The sequence below is a fragment of the Mesorhizobium sp. WSM4849 genome (genome assembly GCF_055811385.1).
In genome coordinates this window covers 16,531-32,825 of sequence record NZ_JBVVPW010000023.1, presented here as the reverse complement: position 1 = coordinate 32,825, position 16,295 = coordinate 16,531, and the positions used below count along the sequence as shown (strand labels likewise).

General features: G+C 63.2%; 18 protein-coding genes and 1 pseudogene. 4 read left to right on the top strand and 15 right to left on the bottom strand.

From position 1 onward, the window contains the following. The first annotated feature begins 122 nt into the window (after nt 1-122). Nucleotides 123-377, top strand: a complete 255-nt coding sequence (locus AC0L3L_RS24095) for a type II toxin-antitoxin system VapB family antitoxin (RefSeq protein ID WP_292216872.1) — start codon at nt 123-125, stop codon at nt 375-377. Then, a complete protein-coding gene (locus AC0L3L_RS24090; protein WP_473639353.1) occupies nt 367-795 on the top strand; it encodes a type II toxin-antitoxin system VapC family toxin in 429 nt (142 codons plus the stop codon). The genes AC0L3L_RS24095 and AC0L3L_RS24090 overlap by 11 nt, the downstream gene beginning before the upstream one ends. A gap of 3 nt (nt 796-798) precedes the next feature. Here the strand turns inward: AC0L3L_RS24090 and AC0L3L_RS24085 are convergent, their stop codons facing one another. The 13 genes and pseudogenes from AC0L3L_RS24085 to rpoZ all read right to left on the bottom strand — a co-directional run bounded on the left by AC0L3L_RS24085 (nt 799) and on the right by rpoZ (nt 13,502). Next, nucleotides 799-3,540, bottom strand: a complete 2,742-nt coding sequence (locus tag AC0L3L_RS24085; protein WP_473639351.1) for a DUF2339 domain-containing protein — start codon at nt 3,538-3,540, stop codon at nt 799-801. Between the two features lie 63 nt (nt 3,541-3,603). Then, complete coding sequence (locus AC0L3L_RS24080; RefSeq protein WP_473639349.1) at nt 3,604-4,122, bottom strand: PaaI family thioesterase; 519 nt, start codon at nt 4,120-4,122, stop codon at nt 3,604-3,606. Next, nucleotides 4,119-4,895, bottom strand: a complete 777-nt coding sequence (gene recO / locus AC0L3L_RS24075) for a DNA repair protein RecO (protein WP_473486648.1) — start codon at nt 4,893-4,895, stop codon at nt 4,119-4,121. Before recO ends, AC0L3L_RS24080 begins: the two co-directional genes overlap by 4 nt. Nucleotides 4,896-4,936: 41 nt before the next feature. After that, a pseudogene (locus AC0L3L_RS24070) lies at nt 4,937-5,859 on the bottom strand (aminoglycoside phosphotransferase family protein). A 42-nt stretch (nt 5,860-5,901) separates the two neighbouring features. Then, nucleotides 5,902-6,834, bottom strand: coding sequence for a GTPase Era (era, locus tag AC0L3L_RS24065; protein WP_473546022.1), 933 nt, complete (start codon nt 6,832-6,834; stop codon nt 5,902-5,904). Next, nucleotides 6,831-7,556 carry a ribonuclease III gene (gene rnc / locus AC0L3L_RS24060; RefSeq protein WP_095496687.1) on the bottom strand — a complete coding sequence of 242 codons (726 nt, stop codon included), beginning with the start codon at nt 7,554-7,556 and terminating at the stop codon, nt 6,831-6,833. Before rnc ends, era begins: the two co-directional genes overlap by 4 nt. 4 nt (nt 7,557-7,560) lie before the next feature. Next, entirely contained in the window at nt 7,561-8,310 is a 750-nt protein-coding gene (lepB, locus tag AC0L3L_RS24055) for a signal peptidase I (RefSeq protein ID WP_123149901.1), read from the bottom strand. Between the two features lie 77 nt (nt 8,311-8,387). After that, nucleotides 8,388-8,801 carry a holo-ACP synthase gene (gene acpS / locus AC0L3L_RS24050; protein ID WP_473639347.1) on the bottom strand — a complete coding sequence of 138 codons (414 nt, stop codon included), beginning with the start codon at nt 8,799-8,801 and terminating at the stop codon, nt 8,388-8,390. Continuing rightward, nucleotides 8,798-9,370, bottom strand: coding sequence for a DUF2062 domain-containing protein (locus tag AC0L3L_RS24045; RefSeq protein ID WP_473639345.1), 573 nt, complete (start codon nt 9,368-9,370; stop codon nt 8,798-8,800). The genes acpS and AC0L3L_RS24045 overlap by 4 nt, the downstream gene beginning before the upstream one ends. A gap of 261 nt (nt 9,371-9,631) precedes the next feature. Further along, nucleotides 9,632-10,012 (bottom strand): VOC family protein, encoded by a 381-nt coding sequence (locus AC0L3L_RS24040; protein WP_473639343.1) that lies wholly within the window; start codon nt 10,010-10,012, stop codon nt 9,632-9,634. Nucleotides 10,013-10,086: 74 nt separating this feature from the next. Further along, the gene (gene pyrE, locus AC0L3L_RS24035; protein ID WP_473639341.1) at nt 10,087-10,665 is read right to left on the bottom strand and encodes an orotate phosphoribosyltransferase; all 579 of its coding nucleotides are present in this window, start codon (nt 10,663-10,665) and stop codon (nt 10,087-10,089) included. A gap of 95 nt (nt 10,666-10,760) precedes the next feature. After that, the gene (locus AC0L3L_RS24030; protein ID WP_095496691.1) at nt 10,761-12,989 is read right to left on the bottom strand and encodes a RelA/SpoT family protein; all 2,229 of its coding nucleotides are present in this window, start codon (nt 12,987-12,989) and stop codon (nt 10,761-10,763) included. Between the two features lie 111 nt (nt 12,990-13,100). Beyond that, complete coding sequence (gene rpoZ, locus AC0L3L_RS24025; RefSeq protein ID WP_029354482.1) at nt 13,101-13,502, bottom strand: DNA-directed RNA polymerase subunit omega; 402 nt, start codon at nt 13,500-13,502, stop codon at nt 13,101-13,103. A 310-nt stretch (nt 13,503-13,812) separates the two neighbouring features. Here rpoZ and AC0L3L_RS24020 point away from each other — a divergent pair, with 310 nt between their 5' ends. Next, nucleotides 13,813-14,394: a LabA-like NYN domain-containing protein gene (locus AC0L3L_RS24020; RefSeq protein WP_123149816.1), complete on the top strand. Its 582-nt coding sequence runs from the start codon at nt 13,813-13,815 to the stop codon at nt 14,392-14,394. Continuing rightward, on the top strand, nt 14,391-15,068 hold the full coding sequence (locus AC0L3L_RS24015) for a uracil-DNA glycosylase (RefSeq protein ID WP_473639339.1): 678 nt from the start codon (nt 14,391-14,393) through the stop codon (nt 15,066-15,068). The genes AC0L3L_RS24020 and AC0L3L_RS24015 overlap by 4 nt, the downstream gene beginning before the upstream one ends. Here the strand turns inward: AC0L3L_RS24015 and AC0L3L_RS24010 are convergent. Then, on the bottom strand, nt 15,037-15,780 hold the full coding sequence (locus tag AC0L3L_RS24010) for a glycoside hydrolase family 25 protein (RefSeq protein ID WP_473639338.1): 744 nt from the start codon (nt 15,778-15,780) through the stop codon (nt 15,037-15,039). The two genes, AC0L3L_RS24015 and AC0L3L_RS24010, sit on opposite strands and share 32 nt — an antisense overlap. 16 nt (nt 15,781-15,796) lie before the next feature. Continuing rightward, a complete protein-coding gene (gene smpB / locus AC0L3L_RS24005; RefSeq protein WP_473486640.1) occupies nt 15,797-16,276 on the bottom strand; it encodes an SsrA-binding protein SmpB in 480 nt (159 codons plus the stop codon). Between the last annotated feature and the right edge of the window lie 19 nt (nt 16,277-16,295).

Genomic DNA, 16,295 nt, shown 5'->3' with positions numbered 1-16,295 from the left:
ACCTGTCAAGGCCCGCACGCCATGAATGAGAGGTGTGAGGTTGAAAGCGCGCCCTGAAGGCGTATATTCGAAGTCATATATTTTGTATATTCGACTTGGAATATACGTTTGGAGAAATCGATATGTCTCTGTACATCCGCGATAACGAGGTCGACGCGCTGGCTCGTCAGTTGCAGTCCGCCATCAAGGCGCCCACGAAGACTGAAGCAGTGCGAATCGCTCTCAAGCGCGAGCTTGAACGAGCGAACTCTGTCCTTCCGCTGAGCGAGCGTATCAAAAAGTATCAGGATGCCGCGAGCGCACTTGGTCCCGATGACCCCACCTTCGATATGAAGAAATTCATGGACGAGGCCTGGGGGGAACCCGATGTTTCTTGATGCGTCCGCCATTATTGCGCTGATTTTGAGAGAGGCAGATGCGGCTCGTCTGCTGAGAAGGATTGAAGCTGCCGAGACGCTCTATTTCTCGCCGAGTTCCGCTTTTGAAGCTATCCTCGGAATCGCCCGCAGGAAATCTGTGGCTAAAAGCGGCGATCAAGCTCCGACACCGCCTGCTCTGATCGATCAATGCCAAACGATCGTCATCGGCTTCTTGGCCGAACTCATGGCCGTGGAAGTTCCACTGGATGCTGCCATTCGCGAACTCGCAGTCAAAGCCGCGCGCGACTACGGTCGATACGTCGGCCATCCCGCCAAGCTGAATTTCGGCGACTGCTTCAGCTATGCATGCGCCAAGGCCTACCGGGTACCCCTGCTCTACAAGGGCAATGATTTCTTGCAGACCGATCTGGTCTGAATACTATCCGGCATCGGATTTGACCGTTCTTGTCAGCAGACGCTGATAGAACAGGCCGATGCCGATCAGCACCGCGCCGAGGCCGATGAAGGACAGCGCCCTCAGCACGCCTTCCAGTTCCGACATGTCGAAGAGGAAGACCTTCAACACGGCGACCGAGATCAGCGCGGCCGACGCGATGCGCAGCGCCTGCGACTTCAGCCAGACGCCGGCGGTGAGCAGCGCCACGCCGATGATCAGCCACAGCGCGGAATAGGTGTAGGTCTCGAGCTGGCCGAGGCCGCTCCAGAGGCCAATGAACTCGCCCTTGAACAGCCGCCTCACCGACAGCGTCGCATAGGCGAAGGCAAGCAGTGCCGCCGCCAGCGCCAGCATCGCGGCGTGCCATTTCGGCCGCTTGTCTCTGGTATAGAGCGCGAGCCCGCCGGCAGCGACGGCCGGCAAGAGATAGGCGAGGAACAGCAGGTTGAACACCAGGATTCGCCCGGTCGATTCGTCAGTAAACAGCGGGTTCAGCGCCACAAAATGCTGGATGACGATGAAGGCGACCGAGACCACGCCCGCGGCAAGCGAACCATAGCGCAGCACCGAGCTTGGCGAGCGCATGTCGATGGCGACCAGGATGGCGCCGGCGCCGATGGCGATCAGCGTATAGATTGCCTGCTCGGCGAGCGTGATGGCACCCGTGTCGATGACGCCGCCATGCATGGCGTGGCGCACCAATATCGCAACCGTGAGCAGCGCAAAGAGTGCTGCGCCAGCTTCCATGGCGAGGCGTGGCCGGCCATTTGTGGTGCGGGCAAGCTGCCAGGCGGCAAAGCCGAAGGCAAGCGCCGGCACGCCGTAGCCCGGCAGCAGCCAGTTGAATACCGGCGTCGTCGACAGGAATTCGGCGCCGACGATTGTCGGATCGAAGGCGACGCGGCCGAGCACCGCGATGACCGTACCGACCGAAATCCAGCCGAGCACCGGATAGGCGCGCCAGCGGGTGACCAGCGCCGGCACGATGGCCGCGGCACCCAGGAGGATGGTGGTCCAGCCGGACCCGAAAGCCATGTAGATCATCAGCAAGGCGGCGACTGCTGTCCCGCCAAGCGCGAAGGAGACGGCAGCACCGCCCTGTAGCGGCGGCTCTTCACCGCGCGCGATCCACTCGCCGCCGGCGGCGAAGACCACGACCAGAAGGGCTGCAACCGCCGCGTAGACAAGATCACGGTCGAGATTGCCGAAGGTGAACCAGAGCGCCAACAGAATGACCAGCGGCGCGACAGCGCCCCATGCCGCCCATGAGGCGGCGCGGATTTGTGCCGACGCGGCAAATTTGCGCGCAGCCCAGAATCCGGCGCCGATGAACATAAGTCCAAGAAAGATACCGATCCTGAGCATCAGCGTATCGGCAACTCCCGCCGGCAGACCTTCGACGTCGAGAACGCCACCTGAAAACTCTGCAGCGACGGAGGTTGGCGGAATAATGCCGAGATAGACCAGCACCGTCGCCAGCCCTGCGGCATGCAGAAGCGCCAGTGCCAGCGGCCGGTAGAGCGCTACCGCGACCAGGGCTGCGATAAGGGCTGCTCCCGGCAGAGCATCGCCGGCAGCGTATGCCGGGTCGACGAACAGCGCCATCGCCGAAAGGCCGACGAAGAAGCCAGGTGCGATCGACGGCCAGTCGAAACCCCTGGCGGGCTCTGCTTCGCCACCGCGACGGCCGAGCCAGACGAAGGCAAGCACGGCCAGGGTCACCGCATTGATGAAGAGGATGACAGGCAGGTCGGTGCCCGGCGCATCAGTCATGTAAAGAATGGTCCAGAGGCCGGTGCCCACAAACGCTGCCGCCATCAGCAATTTCCAGTCGCGCAGGCGGGCGATGACGCCGGTGGCGGCGAGCACGATCGCCAAATAGCCGAACAGCGCCCAAGGATTCGGTGCCTGCGAGGCGACCAGCATCGGCGTCACCACCGCGCCGAGCAGGCCGATGCCGGCCAGCGCCTGGCCGTGGACGAGGGCGGCCGCGATGGTCGCCACACCGATGGCGCCGAGCAGCGTGAAGGCGAGCGCCGGCCCGATGAAGCCGTAAACGCCATGCGCGGCATAAACCGTGCCGAACAGGATGAAAGCACCGGCCGCCGTCAGGATCGCCGGAATATAGGCGCCGGCGACGCCCTGCACCGGCACCCTGAAGCCGGTGCGGCGGATGAACTCGCCGACGGCGACCAGCACCAGCCCGAGCATTGCTGCCATGCTCAGCCGCACGCCGGGACCGAAAATGCCGGCCTCGATGGTGTAACGGATCAGGAACAGGCCGCCCAGCGCCAGCGCGATGCCGCCGACCCAGACCGCCCATCGGGTACCGAGCGCCGTTTCAATGTCAGGCTTTTGCGTCGCTTTCGCCGTCGCGGCGGCCGGTTGCGCAGGTGCAGATCCAGCCGGCGCCGCTTCGCCCGCAGCCCACGGTCCGGATGCAATCTCCCCGGCTTCAACCTCTGTGGACGGCTTTTCCTCAGCCTCGCCCGCCGATGACGGGACAATTTCGGTCACGGCCGCAACTGCCGCGTCTGTTGACATGCTGTCGTTTGCGGCCTGTTCTGCCGGCTTGGCCTGCGGCGGGGCCACATGCGCGCCCGAAAGCACGAGGCTGCGCAGCGCACCAAGTTCGCGCTCGATCAGGCCGATGCGGCTCTGCTGGCGCGAGATAATGACGAACAGCGCGATGATCGCGACTAGGCCGATCAGGCTTTCGAACATGGCGGTTCCCCCAAACCAAGCCAGTAGTTACTGACAAATACGGCGGCCAGACGGCCAGCCGAGTCAGCGCGCCGCCAGATTGGCGGCCGGAAAGATCGAGCACGTTTCGGTGCCGAAAGCCAGCAGCTTGCCGTTGGCATCCTTCAGCGTCGCTTCCGAAACCGCCAATGTGCGGCCCTTGTGCACCACCCTGCCCTCGCACACCACCTCGCCGGTCTTCGGCGTGATCGGCCGTGTCAGGTTCACCTTGAACTCCGCCGTCGTATAGGCCTCGCCCTTGTCGAGCAGCGTTTGCACCGCGCAGGCAAGAGCCGAATCCAGCAGCGTCGCGGCCCAGCCGCCATGCACCCCACCCAGCGGATTGAGATAGCGCTCGTTCGGCAGGCCGCGAAACACCGCACGACCTTCGGACACTTCGGTAAGGTCGAAGCTGAGCTGGAAGGAAATCGGCGGCGCCGGATATTTGTTGTCGATGATGCGCTGGAGCAATTCCAGGCCGGTATATCTATGGATGTCGCCGTGCGGAATGGTGCCGAGGCCGAGCGGCGAGACCCGGCCGGGATAGAGTTCCACTTCGCTCATCTGGTGATTTCTCCGGCGGCGGTCTCGGCGCCAATCTCTTTGCCCGCCGCGTGGTGCTTGCGCAAGGCGGCGAGGAAGCCGGCTCGGGCACCGGGCGCCTCAATGCCGCGCGGCTCGTAGACATGGCGGGTAAAAAAGAAGCCGGTCAGCCGGAAGGCGTCCTCGATCGCCGCCGGATCGGCGCGCAGGCTGGAGCCGCGCTGCAGGAAAGCGGGGAGCACCAGCATCTTGTCGCGCCATGGCGCGCCGGCCTGGCGCGACACGGCGCGCCCGGACTTCGGCGAGACATAGGCAAGGTCTTGCCTGGCGCCGGTCGCAGCACACTGGCTGAGATCGAGGCCGAAGCCGAGTTCGTCGAGAATCAGCAATTCGAAGCGCGCCACCAGCTCGCCGGCGGCGTCCGCATCGTCTAGATGGGCGATCATCACGGCCAGCGTCTCGTAGAGGCCGTCATGGGCGTCGCGCTCGGGCAGCAGGCGCAGATGCGCAGCCATGGTCTGCAGCCCATAGATGGCGACGGCGCTGTCCATGAGCCGGGCGGCGTTCATCTCGATCGCCTCGGCCTGAAAGGTGCCAAGATGTTCGTCGAGCCGCGCCCGCCACAGCAAGTCGACGCGGTTGCCGGGCTGCAGAACCGGCTGCTGCTTGCGCGAGCGGCCGCCGCGCACAAGGCCGAGGTGGCGGCCATGCGCACGCGTCATGACCTCAAGAATGGCGCTGGTTTCGCCATGCTTGCGGGTGCCGAGAATAATTCCCTCGTCGCGCCATTCCATGAACGGAGCTTGTCACCGCTTCGGTGGCGAAATCAAGTTTTTCAGGCGCTCTGTGGGCGCCCTCCGCGGCGGTCCGCGCGGAGGTGATCGGCAAGCACTTCATTGATCACGCGTCGCGACTTTTCAACTTCGACTGGATTGATGTCTATATGGCCGGCGATCGTGATCAGCGCTTTCCATAGCGTCCAACCACGGCCCCGTGCCCAGTTGCCTCATCGGCATGAAGAACCGCGCGAAACACCTCTCGGCTTTTCCCTTCGAGGAGCGTCCACGCAATCGCCAAGTCGCACGAGGGATCGCCCACGCCGGAAGTCCCGAAGTCGATCACGGCGCTCAAAGCGCCTTGCCTGACCAACAGGTTTCCCCAACTGACGTCACCGTGGAACCAGACGGGCGCACCATGCCATGTCGCGGCAAGCGCTGCTTCCCACACCGCGCTCGCGGCGCCAGTGTCGATCTTGCCGTCGAGGGCCGCAATTGCCTGCCGGGTCTCGCCGTCATAGACGCTCAGTGGTCCGCCGCGAAAAAAATTGTGCTGCCCTGGCGCCGGTCCACCGGCGGGATCGATCCGTTGCAAGGCGACCAGGAATTGGGCCAGGCCGGCCGCGAATTGCGGCAGGCTGGCAATACGCTCCAGCGTCGCCGTCTCGCCTTCGATCCAGCGGTAGACGGACCAATGCCAGGGATAGCCGTCGGCCGGGGCTCCCATCGCCAGCGGGACCGGGACAGGCAGCGGCAGCAGAGGCGCAAGCCTTGGCAGCCAGCGATGTTCCTTTTCCACTTGCAAGGCATAGGCCGCCGCACTCGGCAGCCTCACCAGCATATGGTCTCCGAGATGAAAGGTCCTGTTGTCCCATCCGCCTGATGAAACCGGCCGGACAGCAAGATCCTTCCATCGGGGAAATTGCGTGGCGACCAACCGGCTCACGAGGGCTGTGTCGATAGTAACTTCGTGTTTGAGCATGATCTTTGCCGAAAACCGGCTCCCACTTTTCGGGAACATGCTCTAATGCGGAAACTCCAGCCCCATCTCGCGATAGCGCTCGGGGTCGTCGCCCCAGTTCTCGCGCACCTTGACGAACAGGAAAAGATGCACTTTCTGTTCGAGGATACCTGATATCTCCATGCGTGCCGCCTGGCCTATGGCACGGATCGTCTCGCCCTTGTGGCCGAGCACGATCTTCTTCTGGCTGTCGCGCTGGACATAGATGGTCTGGTCGATGCGCACCGAGCCGTCCTTCTTCTCTTCCCATTTCTCCGTCTCGATATGGGAGGAATAGGGCAGTTCCTGATGCAGCCTGAGATAGAGCTTTTCGCGAGTGATCTCCGCCGCCAGCTGACGCATCGGCAGGTCGGAGATCTGGTCCTCCGGGTAATACCAGGGGCCGGCAGGCAGGGTTTCGGCCAGATAGTCGAGCAGGTCCTTGCAACCCGACCCGGTTAGCGCCGAGACCATGAAGGTGCGCTTGAAGGGCACCCTTTCATTCGCTGCCGCGGACAGCGCCAGCAGCGCCTCGGGCTTGACCCGGTCGACCTTGTTGAGGATCAGCACCATCGGCTGGCGGACATCCTTCAGCCGTTCGAGGATCGCGTCAGCGTCGCCCCTGATGCCGCGCTCGGCGTCGATCAGCAACAGCACGATGTCGGCATCCTTGGCGCCGCCCCAGGCAGTCGTCACCATCGCCGTGTCCAACCGCCGCTTCGGCTTGAAGATGCCCGGCGTGTCGACGAAGACGATCTGTGCGTTATTGTGGATGGCGATGCCGCGCACGATGGCGCGCGTCGTCTGCACCTTGTGGGTGACGATCGACACCTTGGCGCCGACCAGTTGGTTTACCAGCGTCGATTTCCCCGCATTGGGCGCGCCGATCAGCGCAACGAAGCCAGAATGCGTGGTGGCGGCTTCTGTTGCCGGCGGGACGTCTTCGGTGGCGGTCATGCCGCGCTCCCCTTATTTAGCCAGACGCCTTCGCGCAACAGCAGTGCAGTAGCGGCGGCTTGCTCGGCCTCGCGCTTGGAGCGCCCGCTGCCGGTCGCCGGCGGATAGGCGCCGACCTTGACGCTGACGGTGAATAGCGGATCGTGGTCCGGTCCCTCGCGGCTGTCAATTATGTAGACCGGGACGGCGCCTGCCGCCTGATGCGCCCATTCCTGCAGTTCGGTCTTGGCATCGCGGCGGGCGGCACCGATGGCCTGCGAGCGCGGCCGCCAGTATTTGTGGATGAACGCGCGGGCCGCCTCCAGCCCGCCGTCGAGATAGAGCACGGCGATCAGCGATTCCAGCGCATCAGCCCGCAGATTGACGCGTTTGCGCCCGTCCAGGCCGCGTACGTCCGAGCCGGCACGGATCAACTCCGGCAGGCCGATCTCCTCGGCGATGTCCGCCAGCACCTCGGCATTGACCAGCGCGTTGAGCCGGAGCGACAGCTCACCTTCGGCAGCGTCAGGATACGCCGCCAGCAGCATGTCGGCGACGACCAGGCCGAGGACGCGGTCGCCCAGGAATTCGAAACGCTCATAGTCGATGCCGGCATGGCTGCTGCGGGCGCTGGCATGGGTCAGCGCGCGCTGCAAGCGCTGGCGGTCGGCAAAGGCGTGGCCGGTGCGCTCCATGAGCGCTTCGGCGAGCGCGTCGACGGTCAGCCGTTTTGTTGCCGCCATGACCCTAATTGACGAAATGGAGCAGGCGCGACGCGCGCATCAGCGACGGCCATTTCCAGATTTCGAGCGGGCTGGCGCTGCCACCGATCGAGAAGAAGATGAGATTGGCGCGGCCAACCAGGTTGTCGTCGGGCACGAAACCGACGGTGAAGCGGCTGTCCGAGGAATTGTCTCTGTTATCGCCCATCATGAAATAGTGCCCGGGCGGCACGTCGAATTCCTTGGTGTTGTCACCGATCGAGTTGGGTATCAGGTCGAGCGTGTCATAGCTGACGCCATTCGGCAATGTCTCGCGATAGACGTCGACCGGCCCGCTCTCCTCGGTGATGTCGCGATTGTCGATCTGCCCGACCTTCTGGCGTGGCACGCCGACGCCGTTGATGAAGAGCTGGCCGTCCTTGACCTGGATCTTGTCGCCCGGCAGGCCGACGACGCGCTTGATGTAGTCGACGGAGGGGTCCGGCGGGAACTTGAACACCGCCACGTCGCCGCGCTTCGGCTCGGCGCCCCAGATGCGGCCCGAAAAGAGGTCCGGCCCGAACGGCAGGGAATAGCGGGAGAAGCCATACGACCATTTGGTGACGAAGAGATAGTCGCCTTCGAGCAAGGTCGGCCGCATCGACCCGGACGGGATAGAGAATGGCTGAAAAAGCAGCGTGCGGATGACCAGAGCGAGCAACAGCGCCTGGACGATGACGCTGACGGTTTCGCCAAGCCCGCCGGATTTCTTCTGGGATTTTTCAGCCACGCTCATGTCGTCCTCGATTATGCGTTGGTTGGTATAGAGTCTCGGCGTGCGCTGGGCAACGTCATGCCGGTGGTCAGATGCAATCAATATGGCGCTTCTTCGACGGGCAACGCCTCGATGATCACAAAGGCTTGAGCAAGCGGAAAATCGTCGGTGATGGTGAGGTGGATCGCCGCCCTGTGCCCGTCAGGCAGGATTTTGTCCAGCTGCGCCGCCGCTCCGCCGGTCAACGCCATGGTCGGCTGGCCGCTGGCCAGGTTGACGACGCCCATGTCGCGCCAGAACACCCCTTGCGCCATACCGGTGCCCAGCGCCTTGGCGCAGGCCTCCTTGGCAGCGAAGCGCGTCGCATAGGAAGCGACGCGGGCGCCGCGGTTTTCGGAGCGGGCCTGTTCGACCTCGGTGTAGATGCGCTGGATGAAGCGCTGGCCATGGCGCTCCAGCGATTTTTCGATGCGTCTGATATCGATCAGGTCGCTGCCGATACCGATGATCATTCGGCGGGAACTTCCCGTCCGGCCCGCCCGGCCTTTTCGGCCAGACGCTTGCGCCGCTGCTCGCGGAATACGGTCATGCCCCAGCGGGTGATGCCGTAGAACAAAACGCCGAAGATCAGACCAAGCGGCACGGCCCCGATCACCATCGGCTCCAGTATCGGTCCCCACAATTGCGCAAAGGAAAGGTTGTGCAGCATGTCACCGAGATGGGCGGGCGGCCCATTAGGAGGCAGGCGTTCGTGCAGGATCAGCTTGCCGGTCTCCCAGGACGCTCCCCACAGCAGCGGAAAAGTGAGCGGGTTGCCCACCGCGGTGCCGAGCGCCGCCGCAACCAGATTGCCGGCAATAAGCCAGCAGATGACAAAGGCGATGATGAAATGCGAGCCGAGCGGAAAGAACGAGGCGAACACGCCCGCCGCGACACCGGCGGCCACCGCGTGCGGTGTCGCCTTCAGCCGCAGGATGCGCTTGGAAAAATACCGCAGCGAGCGCGAGAAAGAGCGGCGTGGCCACAGATAGGTACGCACCCGCTCGAGAAAACCTTCAGGCTTGCGGCGTCGAAAAAGCACTCTGTTCCTGTCCTGATATCCAACGCTGCCGCTCCGACCATCCCGGGCCGGGCGCGACAGCCAACATCTTGCGCTTTGCGGCCGTCGAAAGGCAGCAACGACCTTGATATAGCGATACGCGGGCCGCACAACAACCGGAGCTGAATGCCGTCCGCTTGCAGTCGCCTTGCAGGCCCGGCGTCTGGCTACTGGGACATAGTACAATCGCGGCGGATTTGAGGAAGCGAGTTCGGCGCAGAGATCGGCAGCAACTCCAGCTATCTACGGCCCATACTCGCTGACCTCGACGAGATTGCCGTCCGGGTCGCGGAAATAGACCGACATCATCGGGCCACGGGCGCCGATCCGCTCGACCGGCCCGACTTCGACGGCAACGCCGTTGGCCGCCAGGCTGGCGCATATCTCCGAGAGCGGACGGGCGGCGACCAGGCAGAAATCCGCGGAGCCCGGCGTCGGCACCTTGGCCTTCGGCTCGAAGGTGTGGCCCGACTCATGCACGTTGATCTTCTGTGTTCCGAAAAGCAGGGCCGTCGGCAGGTTCGGTGCGTCGACGCGCTTGAAGCCAAGCACGCGCTGATAGAAGGCGCAGGTGTCATCGACGGAGCGAACCGTCAGCACGAAATGATCGATGCCTGCAATCACGGCAGCGCCTCAGTTAACGTTGTTTTATGCATGTCGTTGTCCCAAAACCGCTGCGCTCTTTTGGGCGACATGCATTAGAAGTTGCGGCTGCCCGGCTTGATGGCCGGTATGGCGGCGAGCTCTGGCGGCAGCCTGTCGGCCGGGTAGGCTGGAACCTCATACTCGGCGAGCGCGATCAGCGGCACGCCGACATCGGTCTTGCCGGCCGAGCGGTCGATGATGCAGGCAGCGGCAAGGACGTCGGCGCCAAGCGCGCGCAGGCAGTCGACGGTCTCGCGGATCGACAGGCCGGTGGTGACGATGTCCTCGACGATGACGACGCGCGAACCCTTGGCGATCTCGAAGCGGCGGAGCCTGAATTCGCCCCCTTCCCGCTCGACCCAGATCGCCGGCGCGCCAAGATGGCGCGAGGTCTCGTAGGCCGGGATCAGCCCGCCGATCGCCGGGCCGACGACATAGTCGATCCTGCCGGACACAGCGGCACGGATCTTTTCGGCCAGCGCCTTGCACAGGCGCTCGGTCTTGTCGGCATGCATGAAGACCCGCGCCTTCTGCAGGAAGACCGGGCTTCGCAAGCCCGATGTCAGGATGAAATGCCCTTCGAGAACGGCCCCGGCTTCACGGAAAATGCCCAGCACTTCATCGGTGTTCATTGTTCGCTCCATGTCCATGGCGAATGGTGAATGGTGGTGAGTGGTGAGTAGTGAGTAGTGAGTAGTGAGAGCACCCTTCTTTCACTATTCACTATTCACCCATTCACCCGCCGCGCATCGCTGACGCTCGAATTGTCCTTGAGCTGCGACAGCAGCCGGTTCAGGTGCTTCAGGTCCCAGACTTCGAGATCGATCAGCATTTCGGTGAAATCGGGCGCGGTGCGCACCATCGACAATGTATGGATGTTGGCGTCGTTGGATGCAACGACCTGCGCGATGTCGGCCAGCGAGCCCGGCGCGTTGATGGCGGTAACCGAGACTCGCGCCGGAAACCGCTCCTTGGTGCGCTCGTCTATGTCCCAGCGCACGTCGATCCAGCGTTCTGGCTGGTCATCGAAGGCCTGCAGCGCCGGCGACTGGATCGGATAGATGGTGATGCCGGTCCCCGGCTGCACGATGCCGACGATTCGGTCGCCGGGCACAGCACCTTCCGGCGCGAAGCGCACCGGCAGGTCGCCGCGGACGCCGCGGATCGGCACGGCGCCGTCCTTTGGCTGGTCCTTGTCCTTGCGCGCCGCCCGGCCCGGAATCTGGAACAGCATGCCGGCGGCGTTGCGGATCTTCGACCAGCCCTCTTCGCGCTGCTTGGGCGCAACCAGCGTGACGCGTTCATCCTTGTAGTCGGGAAACACCGCCTTCATCACGTCGGTGGAGGCAAGTTCGCCGCGTCCGACCGAAGCCAGCACATCCTCGATGTCCTTGCGCGCCAGCCGGTGCAGTACCGACTTCAGGCTTTCCTTGGTGAAGGTCTTGCCGGACCGCTCGAACGCACGCTCCAGAATACGAACGCCGAGACCCGAATACTGCTTGCGGATGGCGGCCTTGGTGGCGCGACGGATTGCCGAACGCGCCTTGCCGGTGACGACGACCGATTCCCACGCCGCCGGCGGCACCTGCGCCTTGGAGCGGATGATCTCGACCTCGTCGCCATTCTTCAGCTCGGTCATCAGCGGCATGATGCGACCGTTGACCTTGGCGCCGACGCAGGTGTCGCCGACATCGGTGTGCACGGCGTAGGCGAAGTCGATCGGCGTGGCGCCGCGCGGCAGCGCGATCAGCATGCCCTTGGGCGTGAAGCAGAATACCTGGTCCTGGAACAACTCCAGCTTGGTGTTTTCGAGGAAGTCCTCGGGATTGTCGCCTTCGGCAAGCTGCTCGATGGTGCGCCGCAGCCAGGCATAGGCGTTGGTCTCCTTCGAGATCGCGTGGGCAGTGCCGTTCACCTTGCCGCCGCTGTCCTTGTAGATCGAATGCGCGGCAACGCCATATTCGGCGATCTTGTTCATCTGATAGGTGCGGATCTGCAGCTCGACGCGCTGGCGCGACGGTCCGACGATGGTGGTGTGGATCGAACGGTAGTCGTTCTGCTTCGGCGTCGAGATGTAGTCCTTGAAGCGGCCCGGCACCATCGACCATGTCGTATGGATGGCGCCGAGCGCCCGGTAGCAGTCCTCGACGGTATCGACGACGACACGAAAGCCGAAAATGTCGGACAGCTGCTCGAAGGACAGCGCCTTGGCCTCCATCTTGCGGAACACCGACCACGGCTTCTTCTGGCGGCTCTTGACCTCGGCCTTGATCGCATATTTGTCGAACAGCGTGGACAGCGCCGTCTCGATCTCGGACAGCACGCCCTTGTTGCGCTCGAAAATTTCGGCGAGCCGCGCGGTGACAGCGCGGTAGGCTTCCGGATTGATGAAGCGGAAGGCGATCTCCTCAAGCTCCTCGCGCATGCCTTGCATGCCCATGCGCCCGGCCAGCGGTGCATAGATATCCATCGTCTCCTCGGCGATGCGCAGGCGCTTGGCTTCGGGCACATGGTCGAGCGTGCGCATGTTGTGCAGGCGGTCTGCAAGTTTGACCAGCAGCACGCGAACATCTTCCGAGATCGCCAGCAAGAGCTTGCGCAGGTTTTCAGCCTGCTCGGCCTTCTTGGAGACGAGGTCGAGTTTCTTCAGCTTGGTCAGGCCTTCGACCAGCTTGCCCATTTCCGGACCGAACAGCTCGTCGATCTCGGCCCTGGTCGCCGTGGTGTCCTCGATCGTGTCATGCAGCAGGGCAACCGCGATGGTCGCCTCGTCCATGTGCATTTCGGTGAGGATGGCGGCGACTTCGAGCGGATGCGAGAAATAGGGATCGCCGGAGGCGCGCTTCTGGTGACCATGCTTCTGCATGGCGTAGACATAGGCCTTGTTGAGCAGCGCCTCGTTGACGTCAGGCTTGTAGCGCTGGACGCGCTCGACAAGCTCATACTGACGCATCATGGGCGGGATCTCGCAGTGCTGAAATGAATCATGCGCCGCACTGGCGTACGGCGCATGTCATAGATAACCACGAAACTGCCGACGCGAAAGTGTCGGCGGCCGCTGCGAAGATTAATAATCGTCGCTTTTTTCCGGCGGTACCAGACCTTCGATGCCGGCCAGCAGGTCTTCCTCGGTCATGCGGTCGAAGGTGATGTTGTCCTCGGTGTCGTCGGCATCGGTTGCCGCAGCGGCGGTGCCGGTCTGGTCGGCGATCGCCTCGCCATCGGCTTCCGGCTCGTCGACCTCGACATGCTTCTGCAGCGAGTGGATCAGATCTTCCTTGAGGTCGTCGGGCGACAATGTCTCCTCGGCGATCTCGCGCAGCGCGATGACCGGATTCTTGTCGTTGTCACGAGGAACCGTGATCTGCGCGCCTTGGCTGATCTGACGGGCGCGGTGGCCGGCCAGAAGCACGAGCTCGAAGCGGTTGTCGACCTTGTCGATGCAATCTTCAACGGTTACGCGGGCCATGAGCTGCCCCTTTCATGCCTGGATTTGATGGAAAACAGGCGCGGTCCATAACCCGAACGCCGCCAAAATACAAGCTTTTTGGCAATGCCAAGATCGGGGCCAGGTCCGGGGCCGGGGCCAAGGTCGTCTGGGCGCGCGCCGCCTGCGACGATACGGCACCGATCACAATTGCTTGCTTGCAGCATCATACCCTTGGATTGCCGTAAAACCGGCGCTATCTCGAATGACGAAGGTCAGCCGGTTATTTCAAGCCGACCGATAGTCACGCGCATTTAGACGACCGCTTATTTTTCGAAAAGGAATATTTTCCATGTTCGACCCTCGCGAAAAAATCGCCCTTTTCATCGACGGTGCCAATCTTTACGCCACGTCGCGCGCGCTCGGCTTCGATATCGACTATCGCAGGCTTTTGTCGAGCTTCCAGAAGCGCGGCTATCTGCTGCGTGCTTACTACTACACCGCGCTCGTCGAGGATCAGGAATACTCCTCGATCCGGCCGCTGATCGACTGGCTCGACTATAACGGCTTCAAGGTGGTGACCAAGCCGGCCAAGGAGTTCACCGACTCGACCGGCCGCCGCAAGATCAAGGGCAATATGGACATCGAGTTGACCGTCGATGCGCTGGAACTCGCCGATGTCGTCGACCATTATGTCATCTTTTCCGGCGATGGCGATTTCCGCACGCTGGTCGAGGCGTTGCAGCGGCGCGGGCGCAAGGTTTCGATCGTCTCCACCATGGCTTCGCAGCCGCCGATGATTTCCGACGATCTGCGCCGCCAGGCAGACCATTTCATCGATCTGATGACGCTGAAGAGCGAGGTCGGCCGCGATCCATCCGAGCGGCCGGTGCGCCGGCCCGAGCCGGCCGAAGTCGACGAGGACGATTATTGACGGCGGCGGTCTTGACCGCTCCTTCGGTCGCGTCCCCAGAGCCCGATCGCGACTGCCCGCTCTGCCCGCGGCTGCATGATTTTATCGCGCAATGGCGGCAGCGCGAGCCGTCCTGGTTCAATGCGCCGGTGCCGACCTTCCTGCCGCCCGAGGGCGAGGATGCGGTGCGGCTGCTGATCGTCGGGCTGGCGCCGGGCCTGCGTGGGGCGAACCGGACGGGTCGTCCCTTCACCGGCGACTATGCCGGCGACCTGCTCTACAACACACTGATCGCACACGGCTTTGCGCGCGGCCAATTCAAGGCACGGCCCGATGACGGGCTGGAGCTTGTCGGCACGGCGATCACCAATGCGGTGCGCTGCGCGCCACCGGACAACAAGCCGGTCGGCGCCGAGATTGCCACCTGCCGGAGATTCCTGGTGCCGACAATCGCGCGGTTTAAAAACCTGCGCGCCGTGCTGGCGCTGGGCTCGATCGCGCACCAGTCGACGGTGCGGGCGCTCGGCCAGCGTGTTGCGGCTTATCCCTTCCGCCACGGCGGACAGCAGCAAACCAATGGCGTGACGCTGTTTTCCAGCTATCACTGCTCGCGCTATAACACCAACACCGGCGTGCTGACGGAAGCGATGTTCGTCAACGTGTTCAGGGAGATAGCGGCGTTTCTCGAGAGATAGATTCGGGCGGTGGCGCAACCAGCTCGGCCAATTTCTCCTGCCTGCCCTGAAGGACATTCAAATCGACATCGCCGCTGATGCCGTCGACGCGACCCTTGTCGTGGTACTGCCAATAGATCCACTCGTCATGACCTGGCTGCAGCGCCAGCGAACGGACCCAGTGTGGGCGGCCGACGATCTGCCCGGCGTAGGCCCGCGCCGCGTCGTCGGTCACATAGAGGATCGCCGTCTTGCCGAAGGCTGCCTCGACAGGGCCGAGGAAAGCCGAGAGTTCGACATTCAATTCTTCGGGCGATGGCCGCCGCGGACAATTGCCGACGAATTCAATATCCACCACCGGCGGCAGCAGCGGTTGACCGCGCGGTACGACGGAGATGAAATTCTTCGCCTGATCGGCGCCAGGCCTGCAGAAGGTGAAGAAATGATAGGCACCGACCGCCAGACCGGCCGCACGGGCCTCACGCAGATTGGCGGCGAATGCATCATCGACATGGTCGCCGCCTTCGGTTGCCTTGATGACGGCGAAGGCGACGTCATCGGCGGCAACACGCCGCCAGTCGATCTGCCGCTGATGATGGGAAACGTCGATGCCCCTGACCGGATATTTGCCGCGGTCCGGAGAAAACGGATGGAAATAGAAATAGCCGCCGACCGCGACGAGGCACGCCAGGATCAGGCTGGCCGCACCCCAAAAGACGATCCGGTTCTTCAAAAGAGCGGCTCCCAGTCTACCCACGCTCCTTCAGCAGCCGGCCCTTCTCGCGCGACCAGTCGCGCTGCTTTTCGGTTTCGCGCTTGTCGTGCAATTTCTTGCCCCGGCCGACGGCGAGTAAAAGCTTCGCCCGGCCCTGGTCGTTGAAATAGATCTTTAGCGGCACCAGCGTCATGCCTTCGCGATCGACGCTCTGCGCCAGCCTGGCCATCTCGCGCTTGTTGAGCAGGAGTTTGCGGCGCCGGCGCGGCTCATGGTTGAAGCGATTGGCTTGCAGATATTCCGGCAGATAGGAGTTGATCAGCCAGATTTCGCCGCCCTCGACCGAGGCGTAACTGTCCTGGATGTTGGCTTGGCCCTGGCGCAGCGACTTCACCTCGGTGCCGGTCAGCACCAAGCCGGCCTCGATCGTGTCGAGCACCTCATAGGAAAACCGCGCCTTGCGGTTTTCCGCAACGGTCTTGTTGTTGGGATCGGCTTTTCTGACTTGATTCATGATGCGGAGAGGTGGCGCC